Below are 18,883 nucleotides of genomic sequence, written 5' to 3' on the forward strand. Positions count from 1 at the left end.
GCGCAAAACGGCGGCTTCCACACGCGCTGACGAGCGCTTGCGCCGTTAAGCATGAAAATATTTTCGTTGCCAAAACTCGCGACTCAGAGTCCGCGAAGCGCCCTTGCGCGGCGATCGCGGGATCGACGATGCACATCATCGCATCGCGCATGCGCAATGCGCGCGTGCAGAAAAATACTTGCCGTGTAGTGTTTTTCTGCAATCGCATCTCGCGCAAACATCGACGATGCGGGCACTCCCCGCGATCGCAAGCACGCGTCATGCAGTGCGCCCGCATCGCGCTCGCCAAGCGCAGGCGCGTTGTGCCGTCAACACTTCTTTAAGCGAGAAGCTGTTTTTTTCGTCGTGTTGGTGTATTCGGGATGAGTGTGCATTCGATCCCCGACTGCATGCAGCGATTACAGCCATCTCACACATCGGAGGGCAACATGGCCAAGAAAGCGAAGAAGGCGAAGAAGGCGAAGAAGGCGAAGAGCGCAGTGAAGAAGACTGCGAAGAAGACCCGCAAGGTCGCGAAGAAGAAGTAACTTCGCTTCTGAAGTTGCCGGCTCCTAGAGAGCCGGCACGTCATCAGCGCCTTCTAACAGGTTCTGGTCGGCGATAGAGGGTGTCGGCGAGACATCAGGCCAACGGTCGGATCGTTCTCTTTCGCGGGTTCGCTCGCCAAAGTACGGTCCGGCAGAAGAAACAAGTTTTCTTCGTTCGGTGCGGTTCTCCTTCTCAAGGGCTCCGCAATTTCACAAGCGGCCTTCGGGCCAACGTGGAATCTGGTCCTGACGTGTTCGCCGACGCCCTCGTTCTCTTGAGGCCGGGGTATTGCCGGCATTCCCTTTTCCCACATTGCTGATCTGACCGTGACGTGGCCGCGCTGCCGTGGGGCAGGCGAGGGCTGCGGCGACTGTCGTTTGCCGCGACGTTCGCCGCGCAGGCGCAATGCGAAGCCGTCGTTCCGATTGCTAAAGTCGCGCGCTTCGCGCTGCGCGGCCTGCCGGCCACGGGGTGGCGCCGCCACGCGAGGCGCCCGTGTGGCCTTGCCGGCGCGCCCCTCCCACAACGCGCCCCTCCCACGAATTGTAACCGCAGGACACGCGTCACCGCGCGCGATGGTTATCGTTCTCCCAAAATCCCAGGGTAAACCGAATCTGACGAATCGCAGAAGTGCCTGCAAAGCGGGGACTTCTTGCATTCGTCGCGCGCGCACCGTGCGGGTGCGTTTACGTCTGCTTCATCGCGATACTTAAACTGCCATTCAAATTTGCCCGCCATCATCGCCTTCAACAAGCCGGCAAACGGCATGGGGATGAGTTGAACAGGTCTTTGGACGGGAGCCGCGCTCGGGGGGAACGAGGCGGCAGAAAAAAAGGGGATGCGTTATGTTTCAGGGTACTTTCGATCTGGAGACGGCGACGCCGATCGACGCGAGCGCGCTGTCGGACGTGTTGTTCGAGCGCGGGATCTATTGGGCGAGCGGCCGCTCCGGCCTCGTTGACCTCGTCGCGGCGCATAAATGGTTCAACCTCGCCGCGCTGAAGGGCCGCAGGGACGCCGTGGCGCTGCGCCAGGAAGTCGCCGGGCAGATGTCGGACGCCGAGATCTCGGCCGCGCAGCGCGAGGCGAGGGCGTGGGTCTCGGCTCACTGAGCCGAGAATCGCATCCGCACCCTTGTCTTCACGGGTGCGCCGGATTGCGCTCAATCAAGTTCCTTCGTCGTGTCGCCACCCGGACCCGCGCGGCATGACCGAGCCGCCGCCCGACGATTCCGCTCTGGAACCCGGACGGCCGCACAAGACGGGCCTCTTGCCGGGGATATAGAGGTCTTGGGCCTTCCGTCCCGGCGCAGCTCCGGCGTCTGGTTCAATATCTGAGCCGGCGAGGTGGTGCTGAATGCGCCCTGGCAGCGGCGGATCCGGCAATCCCGTGGATGGATGCACACATATATAGAGAGCGCGAATCGGCTGCGCGTGCCGCGCTGATCCATGCGCCAGGCTTTCGCGGTCGTCCGGCGGTCGCTTTCAGGTGAAAGAACGCACAGACCTTGATTCTGCCGCTTGCGGCTCGCCGCCGTGTCGGGCATACCCGGCATATTGGAGACGTGGCCGAGTGGCTGAAGGCGGCGGTTTGCTAAACCGTTATAGGCTTGTAAAGGCCTATCGAGGGTTCGAATCCCTCCGTCTCCGCCAGCCGAGCTGTCCGCTCCGGTCTCAATCATCCCCACCATCGATAAGGAGCCTTCGCAGCGCGCCTTGAGCGTTGCCGCGACCATGTCTGCGCCTGGTGGAGAGTCGCGGGAAGACCTGTGTGCCTTCTCCTTGAGTCTCCTTCTGATTCCACGATTCGTGCGCGTCAAAGCCTGTTCAGGCCGGAGTTCCGTCCACAACGCCTCAGGTGGGGAATTTTGACGGCAAACGGAACCGTCCTAGAAAAATAAGCAAAAACAATATGTTGCGAGAGCGCTTCGATCACATTTGCGTGTTATTTGTGCAACACCCTTCGGAAAACAAACGTCATGGGCTCGCTACGGAGCGTTCTCTTGTTGTGTGTGCAAAGACGTTCGGTAATTGTGACTGAGCGACGGAGGGGGGCATCCCGAGGTCGTCCCGTTTTAGGTGGTTCGCTTAAGTCCACCTTCGCTACGAGGATGCGTTGATTTCCAACGTTTTTTCGCGGGTGGTTCAAACGGCTTTGTACGAGGAATTGTACGGGGCTTCAACTTGGAGGTTTAACATGAAATTCAAGGGCCTTTTGCTCGGTTCTGCGGCAGCACTGCTTGCCGTCGGCGGAGCACAAGCGGCTGATCTTCCCGTAAAGGCCAAGGCGGTCGAATACGTGAGGATCTGCTCGCTCTACGGTGCGGGTTTCTACTACATCCCGGGCACTGACACCTGCATCAAGCTGGGTGGTTATCTGCGTGCTGAAGTCGCGGTCAACGCGACCGATTTCAACGGTAACTTCAGCAGTGTTAACGGTTCTGCGAACCGTCTGACGAACTACTACGTCACTCGCGCCCGTGAAGACTTCAACGTCGACACGCGCACCGCGACCGAATACGGCGTGGTTCGTACCTTCGCCGACGTGGTGTTCTCGTGGACGACGGATACCTACTCGGGCAACGGCACCGGCAACGGCTCCACCGTTTACTCGCAGCTCGGCGCAACGGGCGTTAGCGCTCCGAACAATGCCAACGCGGGCGCCATCGCTGGCGGTACGCTCGGTGTGTACTACGCCTTCATCCAGTTCGCGGGCTTCACGATGGGTAAAGCTGTTGCCCAGTTCGACGCTCCCTGGACCAACTATCCGGGTAACAACTTCGACGGTCTGACTGGCGGCGGCGGCACGGTCACTGGTGTGAACCAGTTCACCTATACTGCCGACTTCGGTCAGGGCATCACTGCCGCGATTTCGGCGGTGGATCCGACGGCCTACTATCAGAGCAACCTGTACAACACCAGCGCCGGCATTTCGATCGCGAATTTTGGTACCGGCGGCTACGGCATCAATGCCTTCGGCGGCACGCGGGCTCCTGACATCCAGGGTATGGTCCGTATTGACCAGGCTTGGGGTCTGTTCCAGTTGTCCGCCGCGGCGCACAACAACCACGTAGCGTACTACGCGACTCCGGGACTTGTCGGAACCGAAGCGGCCGGTCATCCGGGCGACAAGTGGGGCTGGGCTGTCCAGGCGGCGTTGTCCATCAAGAACATTCCGACTGGTGCGGGCGACGTGATCAACGTCCAGGCGGTCTACACCGATGGTGCGACCCGCTACAACTTCCAGAGCTTGGCTTCGCAGAACTATGCAATGTTCGGCGGTACCAACCTGGCTGGTGCCTATCAGAGCATTGGCCTTGCCGGTGCGGCTGACGGTGTGTTCGCCAACGGAACCGGCATCAACACGGTTACGAGCTGGGGTATGCGCGGCGCCTACACCCACAACTGGGATCCGTACTGGAACACCGCAATCTACGGTTCGTACGCTCAGCTGACGTACGGCGCCGCTGGTGCGGCTGCCATTTGCGGCCAACTCGCTACGTTGGGTGCCGCCACTGCGGGTATCACCTCTTGCAACCCGAACTTCAACATCGGCACGATTGGTGTGATCACCCGCTGGACGCCGGTGAAGAACCTGACCTTCTCGGCGGACGTGGCTTACACCATGCTCGACCAGAAGTTCGCGGGCACGATCAGCACGCTCGCTGCTGGCCCTGCGTTTGCTGTGGCCAAGCCGGGTGCTGTGTACGAGCTGAAGGATCAGAGCACGGTCAGCTTGCTCCTCCGCGCTCAGCGCAACTGGTAAGTTTGGTCTAACGACCTGACAGAGAGCCCCGGCGGGAAACCGCCGGGGCTTTTCTTTTGGCGGCATGGCTGTTCTAACGCCGCGGAATGCTGGCGGAGGGCTGGCGTTGCTCTCGTGCTCCATCGTCCGTGACGATCTGGACGAGGCTGTTACGGAGGAGGGGCCCCTGCGCTGCGGGCATCTCCGCGCAATGTATGCAACGGGCCGACTGCCGTTGACGGCATGGCCTTGCAAGCGCCCCATCGTCCTGACGCTGCAGCAGGCGGCAATCGACGCCTTCATCCTCGAGGAGGTGGAACGGCGAGCTTGCCGATCGGACTGCGACCAGGGAGCGCTCGGGGCTCAGTGTCGAGCAAGGCTTGCCTGAAGATCACGCGCGAGCTTCAGCTCTTCTTCAGCAGCTCACGTCCGGACGCGCTGCGGCACTCGCCGCCGACGCTCTCGGCGGTCAATCGGGAGCGCACAGGAGGATGACTCTATTCCACGCTGCCGGTGCCGCGGCGCAGGTCAGCTTCGATCTGCAACCGTGTGCCGCCGCCGAAGCGGGCGCGGTAGACCTGAAGATTCTCCATGATCCGCTGCACGTAGTTGCGCGTCTCGGAGAACGGAATCAGCTCGACCCAGTCGACCGCGTCGACCTTGGGATCGCGCGGGTCGCCGTAGCGGTCGACCCATTTCTTCACGCTGCCGCGGCCGGCATTGTAGGCGGCAAAGGTCATGATGTAGGAGCCGCGGTAGTCCTCGAGCAGTCCGCCGAGCTCGGCCGAGCCGAGCGTGGCGTTGTAGACCGAATCGTTCTTCAGCCGCCCCAGATCGTAGGTCGCGCCGTGCCGCTTGCAGACGTAACGCGCGGCGTCCGGCGTCACTTGCATTAGGCCGTAAGCCTGCGCCGGCGAGACCACGGAGGGGTTGAACGCGCTTTCCTGCCGCGCGATCGCATAGACGATACTGCGCTCGACCTCGGGGCCGATCGGCGTGAACTGCGGAATGCCGTTGACGGGATAGGCGTAGAAGTCGAAGGGGAGGCCGCGGTTGAGCGCAGCCTTGCCGAGCAGCAGCATGCCGCGCGCGTCGCTGTAGCGCTGGGTGAGCTCGCCAAGGCCGGCAAGCGCCTCGGGATCGCCGTTCTCGCCCATGTCGGCGAGAACAGGTATCGCCATCTCGCGTTCGTCGAGCTCGTAGAGCAGGTGCGCGGCGCGCACGATCTCCAGCCGTTCGGCGCTGCGGCCGCGCGGCTGGCTGTTGAGCTCGATCTGCGGCAGGCCGAGTTTTGCGCGCGCGAGCTGGCCGTAATAGCTGGTGGATTGCTCGGCCGCCCGGGCGTAGGCATTGCGCGCCTCCTGCTGGCGGCCCGCCGCTTCCGCCGCGCGGCCCTGCCAATAGCCGGCGCGCGCCAGCGTGGTCGGATTGACGCTGCCGACGCCGATGCGGGCGAAATGCTGGGTGGCGGCGGCGGGGTCGTTGAGGAAGCGCAGCGCGATCCAGCCGGCGGTGAACTCCTGCTCGGTCTTGTAGATGTCGCGCGAGGGCAGGGCCGCGTCGCGCGCGATCAGATAGGCGCTGCGGAATTCCTCGGTGTCGATCATCTTGCGCGCCAGCAGGCGCCGCTCGATCCACCATTCGTCGAGATTGTAGAGACGGTTCGGATCCTTCGGCGCCGACAGCATCAGCTGGGCGGCTTCGGCGAACTTCTCCTCGCGGCGCAGGAGCTGGATCTTGCTGAAGATGAAGCCGGGATCGTTGTGCAGCTCGCGCGGCACGGCGTCGAGCAGCGCGCGCGCGTTCGGCGCCTTCTTGACGGAGGCGATGCGGGCCTTGGCGAGCGCGAGATAGCCGGCGCCGAGGCGCTTTGCGGCGCGGAGCGCGGCTTCGTTCTCGCTGCCGTAGAGCAAGGTGTCCATCCGCGCCTTCTGGTCGCCCGGCGTCAGCAGGGCGCCGAACTGGTCGAGCGCGTTGTTCTCGGTCTCCTCCGACATCGGATCGCTACGCCAAGCCTCGCGCACCAGCCGCTCGGCGTTGGCGCGGTCGCCGCGCGCCAGCATCGCCTTGGCGAGCGTGAAGCGGCCCTTGGCGGACACAGGCGATTCATTCTCGAACCACGACCACGCGACCGAATCGTCGCGCCTGTCGTCCCACATCGCGGCCTCGAGGCGCCGGCGCAGGAAGGTCTGCGACGGCCAGCTCGGATTGGCGGAGAGGAAGGCGCGATAGCGTTCCACGGTCGCGCCATTGTCCTCGCTGCGCAGGATGATCCATTCGGCGAGCTTTCGCGCGACGGGATCCGAGATCGAGGCAGCGTAATTGGTGGCGTCGGCCGCCTTGCGCTTGCGCACGAGCTCGATGACGTTCTCAAGCGTGTCCTTGTCGGCCTGCGACGTCGAGGAGGTCGCAGCGACCGCGGCCGGCGTGACCGGCTTGCGCGGCGTGGCGTGCTGGCGGGTCGCCGGCGCAAGCAGAGGAGCTGCGACGGGTTTGGCGACGGGCGCCGGGGCGGCAGGCCTGAAGGTGGCCGTCACGGCCGGCGCGGGTGCGGTCTTGGGGGACGAGCCATTGGCGGCCGGCTGTGATTTTGGCGCGGCGGCTGCGGGCTTGGGCTTGTCCTTGGCGGGTTCCTTGCCGGCGCTCTTGCCTGCATCCTTGGCGGCGTCCTTGCCAGCATCCTTGCCGGGTTTCTTCGCGGCATCCTTGGCCGGGGCGGCAGCTGCTCCCTTGCTCGCGCCCTTCGGTGCTTCCTTGCCGGTTCCCTTCGTTGTTTGCTTCGGTGTTTCCTTGGCGGATCCCTTCGCGGTGTCCTTGGCCCCGTCCGCGGTCGTCTCATTGGACTTGGCCAGGGCGGCGCAGCCGACCGACAGCCCGGCCATGAGGCACACGGCCAGACCGGTGGATCGCCATGCGGAACGAGGAAAGGAGGTCACGGCGTTTGGTCGCCCCGAATCAGTCAGTTGGCTCAAGACCTAGCTGTATTCGCTTGAATATGCGGACAAAATACCAACAGCTGCTTACCTTTGCCCGGTTTGCACCACCACCGCGGCAAAATCGCGGCCTAAACGGTGCGTCACACGGAAGCGGGTCTTTTACCGGCGGGATAGACCCGATATGAATGCAGCTTGCTCAAGAGATAGCCGCGTACGGAGGAAGTCCATGGCAGCCAAGACGAAATTCCGGGGATCGTTCACCGCCTTGGTCACGCCGTTCAAGAACGGCTCGCTGGATGAGGCGGCGTTCCGCTCGCTGGTCAACTGGCAGATCTCGGAAGGCACCAACGGCCTGGTCCCGGTCGGCACCACCGGCGAGAGCCCGACGCTCAGCCATGACGAGCACAAGAAGGTCGTCGAATGGTGCATCGCTGAAGCCAAGGGGCGCGTACCCGTGGTCGCGGGTGCCGGCTCCAATTCGACGAAAGAGGCGATCGAGCTCGCGCAGCACGCCGAGAAGGCTGGCGCGGATGCCGTGCTGGTCGTGACGCCCTATTACAACAAGCCGACCCAGGAAGGGATGTACCAGCACTTCAAGGCGATCAACGATGCGATCGGCATCCCGATCATCATCTACAACATTCCGCCGCGCTCGGTGATCGACATGTCGGTCGACACCATGAAGCGGCTGTGGGAGCTGAAGAACATCGCCGGCGTCAAGGACGCCACCGCCAGCATGGTCCGCGTCTCGCAGCAGCGCGCGGCGATGGGCGAGGATTTCAACCAGCTCTCCGGCGAGGACGCGACCATCCTCGGCTATATGGCGCATGGCGGCCATGGCTGCATCTCGGTGACCTCGAACGTCGCGCCGCGCCTGTGCTCGGAATTCCAGGCCGCCTGGGCGAAGGGCGACACCAAGGCGGCGCTCGCAATCCACGACAAGCTGATGCCGCTGCACAACAACCTCTTCATCGAGAGCAATCCGGCGCCGATCAAGTACGCGATGTCGCTGCTCGGCAAGCTGGACGAGACGCTGCGCCTGCCGATGGTTCCGGTCACCGAGCCGACGCGCGTTGCCGTGCGCAGCGCGATGGTTCATGCTGGGCTGATCAACTGATTTAGCCAACCGGGGAGCCGTTCATGAGCGTCGACGAGAAGGGCAGGAAGATGCTCACGGAGTTCCGCGAGTTCGCCATGAAAGGCAACGTCGTCGACCTCGCCGTCGGCGTCATCATCGGTGCGGCCTTCGGCGCCATCGTCACGTCGCTGGTCGGTGACGTCATCATGCCGATCATCGGCGCCGCGACCGGCGGCCTCGACTTCTCGAACTACTTCGCCCCCTTGTCGAAGGCGGTGACCGCCACCAACTTAGCGGATGCGAAAAAGCAAGGTGCAGTACTTGCTTACGGCAGCTTCCTGACGCTGACGATCAACTTCATCATCGTTGCCTTCGTGTTGTTCCTGGTAATCCGCGCCATGAACACGCTGAAGCGCAAGGAAGAGGCTGCGCCCGCTGCTCCAGCGAAGCCGTCGGCCGAGGTCGAACTGCTGACCGAGATCCGCGATCTCCTCAAGAAGTGACGCGCGCGCTTCATCCAAACTGTTAGCTTACGCGCGCATCTCGACCGGATTTGTCTGTTATGGCCGATAAGAACGAACGTCCTATCAAGGTCATGGCGGAAAATCGCAAGGCCCGCTTCAACTATGCGATCGAAGACACGATCGAGGCGGGCATTGCGCTCACCGGCACCGAGGTCAAATCGATCCGCAACGGCAAGAGCACGATCGCGGAGTCCTACGCCGATTCCAAGGACGGCGAGATCTGGCTGATCAACGCCACCATTCCCGAATATCTCCAGGGCAACCGCTTCAATCACGAACCCAAGCGGCCGCGAAAGCTGCTTCTGCATCGCAAGCAGATCAACAAGCTGATGGGCGCGGTCGACCGCGAAGGCATGACGCTGATCCCGCTCAAGCTCTATTTCAACGAGCGCGGACGGGCCAAGCTGCAGCTGGCGGTTGCAAAGGGCAAGAAGCTGCACGACAAGCGCGAGTCCGAGAAGAAGCGCGATTGGAGCCGGGAGAAGGGCCGGCTGTTGCGGGCGAGGGGATAGCGGCAAGAGGTTGGCGGATGACTCAGAAGAACCTGCTCGAGGTCGATTGGAGCCAGATTCCCGCACCCGCCGACGACGGCGGCGCCGCGCATCTCAAGGGCATGACCTTGCCTCCGGTCAGCCTGCTCGCGACCGACGATACGTCGGTGAATCTGTCAGCACTCTCCGGCCGGACCGTGGTGTTCGCCTATCCGCGCACCGGCGAGCCCGGCAAGATCGGACTGGTCGACGATTGGGACATGATCCCGGGCGCGCGCGGTTGCACGCCGCAGACTTGCGCGTTTCGTGATCTGTTTGCCGAGCTGAAAGCTGCCGGCGCCGCCCAGGTGTACGGCCTCTCGACCCAGAGCAACGCGTACCAGACCGAGATGGCATCGCGGCTGCACCTGCCGTTCCCCGTGCTGTCGGACGAGAAGCTGGCGCTGACGCGCGCCCTCAATCTGCCGACCATGGAGGTCGCTGGCCTGACCTTGATCAAGCGGCTTGCGCTGATCATCGACGACGCCAAAGTCACGCATGTGTTCTATCCGGTGTTTCCGCCGGACCGGAACGCCGGCGATGTCCTGGACTGGCTGAAGGCCAATCCAGCCGAACCCTAGTCCAGGTCGGCCTTCACCTTCGCGAACACGCTGCGGAACATGTCCGTCGTCAGCACGCCGGTGTTCGTGTTGTAGCGCGAGCAATGATAGCTGTCGTAGAGCCTGAATGCGCCGGCCTGATGCACGGCGCCGTGGCCGAAGGGAGCTTGCGAGGCCTTCAGGTTCAGCGGCTTGAGCACCGTGTCGTGCGCAATCCGTCCGAGCGCGACGATCGCGCGCAGCTTCGGCATCGACGCCAGGGTAGCCCCGAGGAACTGGCGGCAGGTGTTGATCTCGACCGGCAGCGGCTTGTTCTGCGGCGGAACGCAATGCACGGCATTGGCGATCCGGCAGTCGACCAGCTTCAGGCCGTCGTCGGGCCGCGCCTGATAGGTGCCCTTGGCGAAGCCGTATTCGAGCAGCGTGGCGTAGAGCAGGTCGCCGGCATAGTCGCCGGTGAAGGGGCGGCCGGTGCGGTTGGCGCCCTGCATGCCTGGTGCAAGGCCGACGATCAGCAGGCGCGCCTTGATGTCGCCGAAGGGGGGGACCGGCGCGTTGTGCCACAACGGCTCGCGCGCGCGGTTCGCCTCGCGAAAGGCGACCAGGCGCGGACAAAGCGGACAGTCACGGTCGGGAACGAGGGTGAGAGGCTGGCGGCTTGACCGGGCCGCCTCACTCCTCGAAGTCGTCATCGCCCCTCGGCGCCATCGTGGTCGCGCGCTGGAGGAACTGCGGGGCGTGATGGCGTCCCTCGCCACGCTCGCCGCGGTCACGCGGGGCGGGTCGTTCGGACGGGTCGCGGCCGAGCTTGGATTGCAGCTCGACGAGGTCGGTGAAGACGTCGGCCTGGCGGCGCAGCTCGTCGGCGATCATCGGCGGCTGGCTCGCGATGGTGGAGATCACGGTGACCCGGACACCGCGGCGCTGGACGGCTTCGACCAGGGAGCGGAAGTCGCCGTCACCCGAGAACAGCACCATCTGGTCGATGTGCTCGGCGAGCTCCATGGCGTCCACGGCGAGCTCGATGTCCATGTTGCCTTTGACCTTGCGGCGGCCGGAGGCGTCGATGAACTCCTTGGTCGCCTTGGTGACGACCGTGTAGCCGTTGTAGTCGAGCCAGTCGATCAGCGGGCGGATCGAGGAGTACTCCTGATCCTCGATGATCGCGGTGTAGTAGAACGCCCGCAACAGCGTCCCGCGGCTCTGAAACTCCTTCAGCAGGCGCTTGTAGTCGATGTCGAAGCCGAGAGTTTTCGCCGTCGCGTAGAGATTGGCCCCGTCGATGAAGAGCGCGATCTTGTTAGTGGCAGAAGGTGACATTCAGTTTGCTCGCGTAGCGTTCGTGATTGATCGTTTATTGTTGGCGCGGCGACAGCAAGCCGCGCAGGTCTATGGTGCCGCCGAAGCCCGTCGAAACCGCAAATCCGGAGAAGTCGTGGCAATCAAGGTATAGTTATGGCGGACCTGCATACGCCCGGTGCCACCCTCAACAGCAGCCCGGCAAACCACCCATCCCAGCCCCAATGTGGGGGTAGCAGAGCCGTTTGGCGAGGCCAAATCACAAATTGGCCTTGCGAAATCGCCCTGTCCCCTATAACTAGCCCCAATCATCCACATATTTCGTCCCACCCACAACGGAGCGACAGTCCATGGCTCGCGTCACCGTAGAAGATTGTATCGACAAGGTCGACAACCGGTTTGACCTGGTCCTGCTGGCCGCCCACCGGGCCCGCATGATTTCGTCCGGTTCACAACTAACGGTTGACCGCGATAACGACAAGAACCCCGTTGTGTCTTTACGCGAAATTGCGGACGAAACCATCTCGCCGGAGGACCTCCGCGAGGAGCTGGTCCACTCGCTCCAGAAATTCGTCGAGGTCGACGAGCCCGAGCCCGATACGGTCCCGCTGATCGGTTCCGCCGGTGCCAGCGTCGATGCCGACGATACCGAAGTTGCCGTTGAGCGCATGACCGAAGAGGAGCTCCTGAAGGGCCTCGAGGGCCTCGCGCCGCCGGAAGAACAGCCCGAGGAGGACGAGTAATCGTCCCGTCGCAGTCGTCGATTTCTTGTGATCTTATCAAAGGCCCGAACCCGTGTTCGGGCCTTTGCTTTTGTTGGCGTTTTCGTGGTTACCATAGCGTTGCCGCATCGCGTTGCGCGCCTGTCACCGAATTGATCGGACGCACGCGCGATCGGGGCTAAGATGTATGCAACGGGCAGCTCATGGTCCGTTTGAAGGCAGGATGGCATGGTGTATCGGCGCCGGAGACAAACGCAGATGCTGGCCGCAACCGAATCGGTTGCCGTGGCCCCGACTGCGCCGGTGGGGCGCCCGGCCAAGCCTCGCGCGCGCATGATGCGTCAATATGACCTCGTCGAGCGCGTCAGGTCCTACAATCCCAATACCAACGAAGACCTGCTGAACCGCGCCTATGTCTACGCCATGAAGGCGCACGGCTCGCAGACACGTGCCTCGGGCGATCCGTATTTCTCGCACCCGCTCGAAGTGGCGGCGATTCTCACCGATCTGAAGCTCGACGACGCCACCATCGTGGCTGCCCTGCTGCACGACACGATCGAGGACACCGAGGCGACGCGTGCCGAGATCGACCAGATCTTCGGGCCCGAGATCGGCGCGCTGGTCGAGGGCCTGACCAAGCTGAAGCGGCTGGAGCTGGTGTCGCGCGAGGCCAAGCAGGCCGAGAACCTGCGCAAATTGTTGCTGGCCATTGCCGACGATGTCCGCGTTCTGCTGGTCAAGCTCGCCGACCGCCTGCACAACATGCGTACGCTGGACTTCGTGCCGCCGGAGTCGCGACGGCGCATTGCCGAGGAGACGCTCGACATCTATGCGCCGCTGGCCGGGCGCATGGGCATGCAGGAAATGCGCGAGGAGCTGGAGGATTTGTCCTTCCGCACCCTCGATCCCGAAGCCTATTCGGTGGTGATGCAGCGGCTCGACGCGCTCGCCGAGCGCAACCGCAACCTGATCGGCGAGATCGAGGACCAGCTCTCCAACAATCTGCGCCACCGGGGGCTCGGCGCGCGGGTCTATGGCCGCCGCAAGAAGCCGTTCTCGATCTGGACCAAGATGGAACGCAAGTCGGTCGGCTTCGAGCAATTGTCCGACATCTTCGGCTTCCGCCTCGTCGTCAACGACATCGAGGCCTGCTATCGCGCGCTCGGCATCGTCCACACCAACTGGCCGGTCGTGCCCGGGCGTTTCAAGGACTACATCTCGACGCCGAAGCAGAACGACTACCGCTCGATCCACACCACGGTGATCGGCCCCGGCAACCAGCGCGTCGAGCTGCAGATCCGTACCGAGGCGATGGACCAGATCGCCGAGCGCGGCATCGCCGCACACGTGTTCTACAAGGAAGACGTGGGCTCGCCGACCGAGTTTCTCAAGCGCGAGTCCAATGCGTTCGCCTGGTTGCGCCACACCATCGGCATCCTCTCGGAGAGCGCCAACCCCGAGGAATTCCTCGAGCACACCAAGCTCGAGCTGTTCCACGACCAGGTGTTCTGCTTCACCCCGAAGGGCAAGCTGATCGCGCTGCCGCGCCATGCCAATGTGATCGACTTCGCCTATGCCGTGCATACCGACGTCGGCAACAGCGCCGTCGGCTGCAAGATCAACGGCCAGTTCGCGCCGCTGTCCTCGGAGCTCCAGAACGGCGACGAGGTCGAGGTGCTGACCTCGGAGGCGCAGGCGGCGCCGCCCTCGGCCTGGGAAACGCTCGCGGTCACCGGCAAGGCGCGCGCCGCGATCCGCCGCGCCACCAGGACGGCGGTGCGCGACCAATATGTCGGTCTCGGCCGGCGCATCGTCGAACGCCTGTTCGAGCGCGCCAAGATCGAATACGCCGATGACAAGCTCAAGGGCGCGCTGCCGCGGCTGGCGCGCACCTCGATCGAGGACGTCATGGCGGCGGTCGGCCGCGGCGAGATCAAGGCCTCCCACGTCGCGCGTGCGATGTATCCCGACTACAAGGAGGAGCGCATCGCGCGCTACGGCGTCAAGAAGGGGCTCGCCGCCAAGCTCAGGGAGAAGTCGTCGGAGCCGCCGCGCAGCCCGGTCGCGATCCCGATCCGCGGCATCAATTCCGACCTGCCGGTGAAGTTCGCGCCGAACGGCGGCGCCGTGCCCGGGGACCGCATCGTCGGCATCGTCACGCCGGGCGAGGGGATCACGATCTACCCGATCCAGGCGCCGGCCCTGAAGGATTTCGAGGAGGAGCCGGAGCGCTGGCTCGACGTGCGCTGGGACATCGAGGATTCCGCCCCGCAGCGCTTCCCGGCCCGCATCAAGGTCGAGAACGTCAACGAGCCCGGCGCGCTGGCGCAGATCGCGACCGTGATCGCCGAGCACGACGGTAACATCGACAACATCAGCATGCAGCGCCGCTCGCCCGATTTCACGGAGACGACGATCGACCTCGAGGTCTACGATCTCAAGCATCTGAGCGCGATCCTCGCCCAGTTGCGCGCCAAGGCGGTCGTGGCCCGTGTCGAACGTGTTAATGGATAGACGCCTCTCGCATGCGTCCATCTCCCTGATTTCGTGAGTCCTGAAATGTCCGCTTCTCCGCTCCGCCTCGGCGTCAATATCGACCACGTCGCAACCGTGCGTAACGCGCGCGGCGGCCGCCATCCCGATCCGGTGCGCGCCGCGCTGCTGGCGATCGAGGCCGGCGCCGACGGCATCACCGCGCATCTGCGCGAGGATCGCCGCCACATCCGCGACGAGGACATGGCGCGGCTGAAGGCCGAGATCTCCAGGCCGCTCAATTTCGAGATGGCGGCGACCGACGACATGATGCGGATCTCGCTTGCGACCAAGCCGCACGCGGTGTGCCTCGTGCCGGAGCGCCGCCAGGAGGTGACGACCGAAGGCGGCCTCGACGTGGTCGGCCAGCACAACGCGCTCGCGCCCTATATCGCGCGCCTGAACGATGCGGGCATCCGGGTCTCGCTGTTCATCGCCGCCGATCCCGCGCAGATCGAGATGGCGGCGCGGCTGCGTGCGCCCGTGATCGAGATCCACACGGGGGCCTGGTGCGACGCCGTCGTCGACGGCCACACCGGGAAGGCCGAGGCGGAATGGCAGCGGATCGTGGCAGGGGTGAAGCTGGCCAAGGAAGCGGGGCTCGAGGTTCATGCGGGCCACGGGCTCGACTATGCGACGGCGGAGACGATCGCGGCCCTGCCGGAGATCATGGAGCTCAACATCGGCTACTACATGATCGGCGAGGCGCTGTTCGTCGGGCTCGCCGAGACGGTGCGGACCATGCGCGCGGCGATGGATCGCGGCCGGAGCCGGGCATGATCATCGGCATCGGCTCCGACCTGATCGACATCACCCGCGTCGGCAAGGTGATCGAGCGCCATGGCGAGCGTTTCCTCGACCGCATCTTCACCGCGGCCGAGCGGGCCAAGGCGGAGCGGCGCGCCAAGAGCGAGAAGATGGTGGTTGCAACCTACGCCAAGCGCTTCGCGGCCAAGGAGGCCTGCTCGAAGGCGCTAGGTACCGGCATCCGGAACGGTGTCTGGTGGCGCGACATGGGGGTGGTCAACCTGCCGGGAGGGCGGCCGACCATGCAGTTGACGGGCGGGGCGCTGGCCCGGCTCCAGGCCCTGACGCCCGAGGGGTTCGAGGCGAAAATCGACCTGTCGATCACCGACGACTGGCCGCTGGCGCAGGCCTTCGTCATCATTTCCGCCGTGCCGCTGGCCAAGCCCTGACCGGCAGCGGGCTGTTTTTATAATTCTCATTAAGAATCAATGTCTTATTCAGTTTTGATGCGATCCTTGATTGCGTGGCCCCTGACAACCGTCTAAAAGTCCGCGGACGCAAATCAGCCTGGGCGAATTCGGCTTTACGCCGGAATTGGCCCTCATTATCAGAATCAGGACAATCTCCTTGGGCCGCGAAGCGATGGGCTGTTCGCGGAAGGAGGGCGCTCTGTGACCGCCGGCCGGAATTGAGAGAGCAATGAGCGTGACTTCGGGAACGAAAACTGAAAGCGGCGTCGGCGAAACGATCCGCGTCGTGATCCACGCTCTCCTGATCGCGCTCGTGATCCGCACGTTCCTGTTCCAGCCGTTCAACATTCCGTCCGGTTCGATGAAGGCGACGCTGCTGGTCGGCGACTATCTGTTCGTCTCGAAATATTCCTACGGTTATAGCCACTACTCGATCCCGTTCTCGCCGCCGCTGTTCTCGGGGCGGATCTGGGGCTCGGACCCGAACCGCGGCGACATCGTCGTGTTCCGCCTGCCGAAGGACGACTCCACCGACTACATCAAGCGCGTCATCGGCCTTCCCGGCGACCGCATCCAGATGAAGGATGGGCTGCTCTACATCAACGACACTCCGGTCGAGCGGCAGCGCATGAGCGAATTTGTCGGCGAGGATCCCTGCGGCTCCGAAGGCGGGGGCATCTCGCGAGTGAAGCGCTGGAAGGAAACGCTGCCGAACGGCGTGTCCTATGAGACGCTGGACTGCGCCGACAACGGCTACATGGACAACACCAACGTCTACAACGTGCCGCCGGGCCATTTCTTCATGATGGGCGACAACCGTGACAACTCTACCGACAGCCGTTTCCTCGGCCAGGTCGGCTACGTGCCGCAGGAGAATTTGATCGGCCGCGCCCAGATGATCTTCTTCTCCATCGCCGAAGGCGAGCATGCCTGGATGTTCTGGCGCTGGCCTTGGGCGGTGCGCTGGAACCGTTTCTTCAAAATCGTCCGATGAAAGACGAAGCCAAGGACATCCCGATCCAATCGACCGAGCCCGCGGCGGGCGCCGACGGCGAAGCGGCGACCAAGACGCTTGCGACCAAGACGCCTGAAACCAAGACACCTGAAACCAAGACGCCTGAAACCAAGACGCCTGCAAAGAAGAAGCGGGTGCGGAGCAGCAAGGCCAAGGCCTCGGATGCGAACGCGGCGCTCGAGGCGCGCATCGGCCACAGCTTTGCCGATCCGAATCTGCTGATGCAGGCGATCACGCATGTCTCGGCGCTGAAGTCGGGGCGCAAGCGCGGCGACAGCTATCAGCGGCTGGAATTCCTGGGTGACCATGTGCTGGGGCTCGTCGTCTCCGACATGCTCTATCACGCCTTCCCGAATGCTGATGAGGGCGAGCTGTCCAAGCGACTTGCCGAACTGGTGCGCAAGGAGAGCTGCGCCGACGTTGCCAAGTCGCTCGGTCTGCTCGACGACGTCAAGCTCGGTTCGGTCGGGCCGAGCGCCGATGCCCGCCTGCGCAAGAGCGTGCTCGGCGACATCTGCGAGGCCGTGATCGGCGCCGTCTTCCTCGACGGTGGCTACGCGGCGGCGGCGGAATTCGTCAGGCGCAACTGGACCGAACGCATGCACAAGCCGCGGCGTCCCTTGCGCGATCCCAAGACCGTGCTGCAGGAATGGGCGCAGGGGAAGGGGCTGCCGACGCCTGTCTACCGCGAGGTCGAGCGCACCGGCCCGCATCACGATCCGCAGTTCCGCGTCGCGGTGGATCTGCCGGGATTGGCGTCGGCCGAAGGCATCGGTGGCAGCAAGCGTGCAGCGGAGAAGGTGGCGGCCTCAGTGATGATCGAACGTGAAGGTGTTGGCGGCGGCAATGACGGCTGAAGCAAGCGGCGAGGCGCCCTCCACAACGCGCTGCGGCTTCGTTGCGCTGATCGGCGCGCCGAATGTCGGAAAATCCACGCTGGTCAATGCGCTGGTCGGGGCCAAGGTCACGATCGTCTCGCGCAAGGTGCAGACCACGCGCGCGCTGATCCGCGGCATCGTCATCGAGAACAACGCGCAGATCATCCTGGTCGACACGCCCGGCATCTTCCTGCCCAAGCGCCGGCTCGACCGCGCCATGGTCTCGACGGCCTGGAGCGGGGCGCACGACGCCGACCTCGTCTGCGTGCTGCTCGACGCCAAGGCCGGGATTGATGAAGAGGCCGAGGCGATCCTCACCAAGGTCGCCAGCGTCAAGCACGAGAAGATCCTGGTCATCAACAAGGTCGATCTGGTCCAGCGCGAGAAGCTGCTGGCGCTGGCGCAGGCCGCCAACGAGCGCATGGCCTTTGCAAAGACCTTCATGATCGCGGCGATCTCGGGCGACGGCGTCGACGACCTCAGGCATACGCTGGCCGAAATCGTGCCGCCGGGCCCGTTCCTCTACCCCGAAGACCAGATGTCGGACGCGCCGATGCGGCAGCTTGCGGCCGAGATCACGCGCGAGAAGATCTATCGCAAGCTGCACCAGGAATTGCCCTACCAATCCACGGTCGAGACCGACAAGTGGGAGGAGCGCAAGGACAAGTCGGTGCGCATCGAGCAGACGATCTTCGTCGAGCGCGAGAGCCAGCGCAAGATCGTGCTGGGCGCAGGCGGCGCCACCATCAAGTCGATCGGCGCGGACTCGCGCAAGGAGATCGGCGAGATCCTGGGCGTGCCGGTGCACCTGTTCCTGTTCGTCAAGGTGCGCGAAAACTGGGGCGACGATCCCGATCGCTATCGCGAGATGGGCCTGGAATTTCCCAAAGAATAACCAAGAAAAGATCGGTCACCGATGAGCGTACCCAGCAACGTCCGGCGCTTCGAAGCGCTGCTCTATGCGTCATTGATGCTGGATGCCCTGTCGGTCGCGGTGCAGGACCGCACGCCCAATGCCGAGATGACCGAGCAGATGATCATGATGGCGACCATGCTCGCCGGCGGCATGATCCTGCTGCTGGTCTATTTCGTCTGGTTGGCTGCGCGTTGGCGCAAGAACTGGCCGCGCTGGGTGCTGGCGGCGGCCCTCGTGCTGTCCGTGATCTCGCTCGGCCAGATCATCGGCGAGAAGGGCCTGGAGCTCGACAGCGTCATCGAGATCGTCTCCTGCGTGTTGACGGCGATGGGGCTGTATTTCTCCTTCAGCGGCGACGCGCAGGGCTGGTTCAACGCCTAACGTCTTGCGCGATGCTGTAGGGT

The 18,883-nt window shown here is 63.9% G+C and carries 17 protein-coding genes and 1 tRNA gene; 15 read left to right on the plus strand and 3 right to left on the minus strand.

The features are described 5' to 3' along the window. Positions 1-1,373 precede the first annotated feature (1,373 nt). From AB7531_RS19080 to AB7531_RS19090, 3 genes are all read left to right on the plus strand, one after another. On the plus strand, positions 1,374-1,640 hold the full coding sequence (locus tag AB7531_RS19080) for a hypothetical protein (protein WP_063982827.1): 267 nt from the start codon (positions 1,374-1,376) through the stop codon (positions 1,638-1,640). A 446-nt stretch (positions 1,641-2,086) separates the two neighbouring features. Beyond that, positions 2,087-2,180 (plus strand) — tRNA-Ser (locus AB7531_RS19085). Positions 2,181-2,724: 544 nt separating this feature from the next. Further along, positions 2,725-4,293: a porin gene (locus tag AB7531_RS19090; protein ID WP_063982828.1), complete on the plus strand. Its 1,569-nt coding sequence runs from the start codon at positions 2,725-2,727 to the stop codon at positions 4,291-4,293. A gap of 476 nt (positions 4,294-4,769) precedes the next feature. Here the strand turns inward: AB7531_RS19090 and AB7531_RS19095 are convergent, their stop codons facing one another. Beyond that, complete coding sequence (locus tag AB7531_RS19095) at positions 4,770-7,154, minus strand: lytic transglycosylase domain-containing protein (protein ID WP_063982830.1); 2,385 nt, start codon at positions 7,152-7,154, stop codon at positions 4,770-4,772. A 280-nt stretch (positions 7,155-7,434) separates the two neighbouring features. Here AB7531_RS19095 and dapA point away from each other — a divergent pair, with 280 nt between their 5' ends. The 4 genes from dapA to AB7531_RS19115 are packed head-to-tail and all read left to right on the plus strand — an operon-like array spanning position 7,435 to position 9,921. Continuing rightward, positions 7,435-8,325 carry a 4-hydroxy-tetrahydrodipicolinate synthase gene (gene dapA / locus AB7531_RS19100; protein WP_038975901.1) on the plus strand — a complete coding sequence of 297 codons (891 nt, stop codon included), beginning with the start codon at positions 7,435-7,437 and terminating at the stop codon, positions 8,323-8,325. A 50-nt stretch (positions 8,326-8,375) separates the two neighbouring features. Next, on the plus strand, positions 8,376-8,789 hold the full coding sequence (mscL, locus tag AB7531_RS19105; RefSeq protein ID WP_063986320.1) for a large conductance mechanosensitive channel protein MscL: 414 nt from the start codon (positions 8,376-8,378) through the stop codon (positions 8,787-8,789). 59 nt (positions 8,790-8,848) lie between these two features. Further along, the gene (gene smpB, locus AB7531_RS19110) at positions 8,849-9,322 is read left to right on the plus strand and encodes an SsrA-binding protein SmpB (protein WP_008133025.1); all 474 of its coding nucleotides are present in this window, start codon (positions 8,849-8,851) and stop codon (positions 9,320-9,322) included. 17 nt (positions 9,323-9,339) lie between these two features. Further along, positions 9,340-9,921 carry a peroxiredoxin gene (locus tag AB7531_RS19115; protein ID WP_063982831.1) on the plus strand — a complete coding sequence of 194 codons (582 nt, stop codon included), beginning with the start codon at positions 9,340-9,342 and terminating at the stop codon, positions 9,919-9,921. Here AB7531_RS19115 and AB7531_RS19120 read toward each other — a convergent pair. Both AB7531_RS19120 and AB7531_RS19125 read right to left on the minus strand, forming a co-directional pair. Beyond that, complete coding sequence (locus tag AB7531_RS19120) at positions 9,918-10,592, minus strand: uracil-DNA glycosylase (protein ID WP_063982832.1); 675 nt, start codon at positions 10,590-10,592, stop codon at positions 9,918-9,920. The genes AB7531_RS19115 and AB7531_RS19120 overlap by 4 nt on opposite strands. Further along, positions 10,573-11,220 (minus strand): LabA-like NYN domain-containing protein, encoded by a 648-nt coding sequence (locus AB7531_RS19125; protein ID WP_014494741.1) that lies wholly within the window; start codon positions 11,218-11,220, stop codon positions 10,573-10,575. The genes AB7531_RS19120 and AB7531_RS19125 overlap by 20 nt, the downstream gene beginning before the upstream one ends. 329 nt (positions 11,221-11,549) lie before the next feature. Between AB7531_RS19125 and rpoZ the strand changes: the two genes are divergently transcribed. The 8 genes from rpoZ to AB7531_RS19165 all read left to right on the plus strand — a co-directional run bounded on the left by rpoZ (position 11,550) and on the right by AB7531_RS19165 (position 18,860). Further along, positions 11,550-11,942 carry a DNA-directed RNA polymerase subunit omega gene (gene rpoZ / locus AB7531_RS19130; RefSeq protein WP_014494742.1) on the plus strand — a complete coding sequence of 131 codons (393 nt, stop codon included), beginning with the start codon at positions 11,550-11,552 and terminating at the stop codon, positions 11,940-11,942. 207 nt (positions 11,943-12,149) lie between these two features. Further along, positions 12,150-14,435, plus strand: a complete 2,286-nt coding sequence (locus AB7531_RS19135; RefSeq protein WP_071913178.1) for a RelA/SpoT family protein — start codon at positions 12,150-12,152, stop codon at positions 14,433-14,435. A gap of 45 nt (positions 14,436-14,480) precedes the next feature. Further along, entirely contained in the window at positions 14,481-15,233 is a 753-nt protein-coding gene (locus AB7531_RS19140; RefSeq protein ID WP_063982833.1) for a pyridoxine 5'-phosphate synthase, read from the plus strand. Next, entirely contained in the window at positions 15,230-15,649 is a 420-nt protein-coding gene (gene acpS / locus AB7531_RS19145; RefSeq protein ID WP_014494745.1) for a holo-ACP synthase, read from the plus strand. The genes AB7531_RS19140 and acpS overlap by 4 nt, the downstream gene beginning before the upstream one ends. Before the next feature lie 250 nt (positions 15,650-15,899). Then, positions 15,900-16,664, plus strand: coding sequence for a signal peptidase I (lepB, locus tag AB7531_RS19150; RefSeq protein WP_014494746.1), 765 nt, complete (start codon positions 15,900-15,902; stop codon positions 16,662-16,664). Next, the gene (gene rnc / locus AB7531_RS19155) at positions 16,661-17,542 is read left to right on the plus strand and encodes a ribonuclease III (RefSeq protein WP_063982834.1); all 882 of its coding nucleotides are present in this window, start codon (positions 16,661-16,663) and stop codon (positions 17,540-17,542) included. Before lepB ends, rnc begins: the two co-directional genes overlap by 4 nt. Further along, positions 17,532-18,458 (plus strand): GTPase Era, encoded by a 927-nt coding sequence (gene era, locus AB7531_RS19160; protein WP_063982835.1) that lies wholly within the window; start codon positions 17,532-17,534, stop codon positions 18,456-18,458. The genes rnc and era overlap by 11 nt, the downstream gene beginning before the upstream one ends. Positions 18,459-18,479: 21 nt before the next feature. Beyond that, positions 18,480-18,860 carry a hypothetical protein gene (locus AB7531_RS19165; RefSeq protein WP_028150631.1) on the plus strand — a complete coding sequence of 127 codons (381 nt, stop codon included), beginning with the start codon at positions 18,480-18,482 and terminating at the stop codon, positions 18,858-18,860. Positions 18,861-18,883: the final 23 nt, after the last annotated feature.

This window comes from Bradyrhizobium sp. 63_E2_N1_3 (assembly GCF_052076005.1).
Lineage (GTDB): Bacteria > Pseudomonadota > Alphaproteobacteria > Rhizobiales > Xanthobacteraceae > Bradyrhizobium > Bradyrhizobium barranii.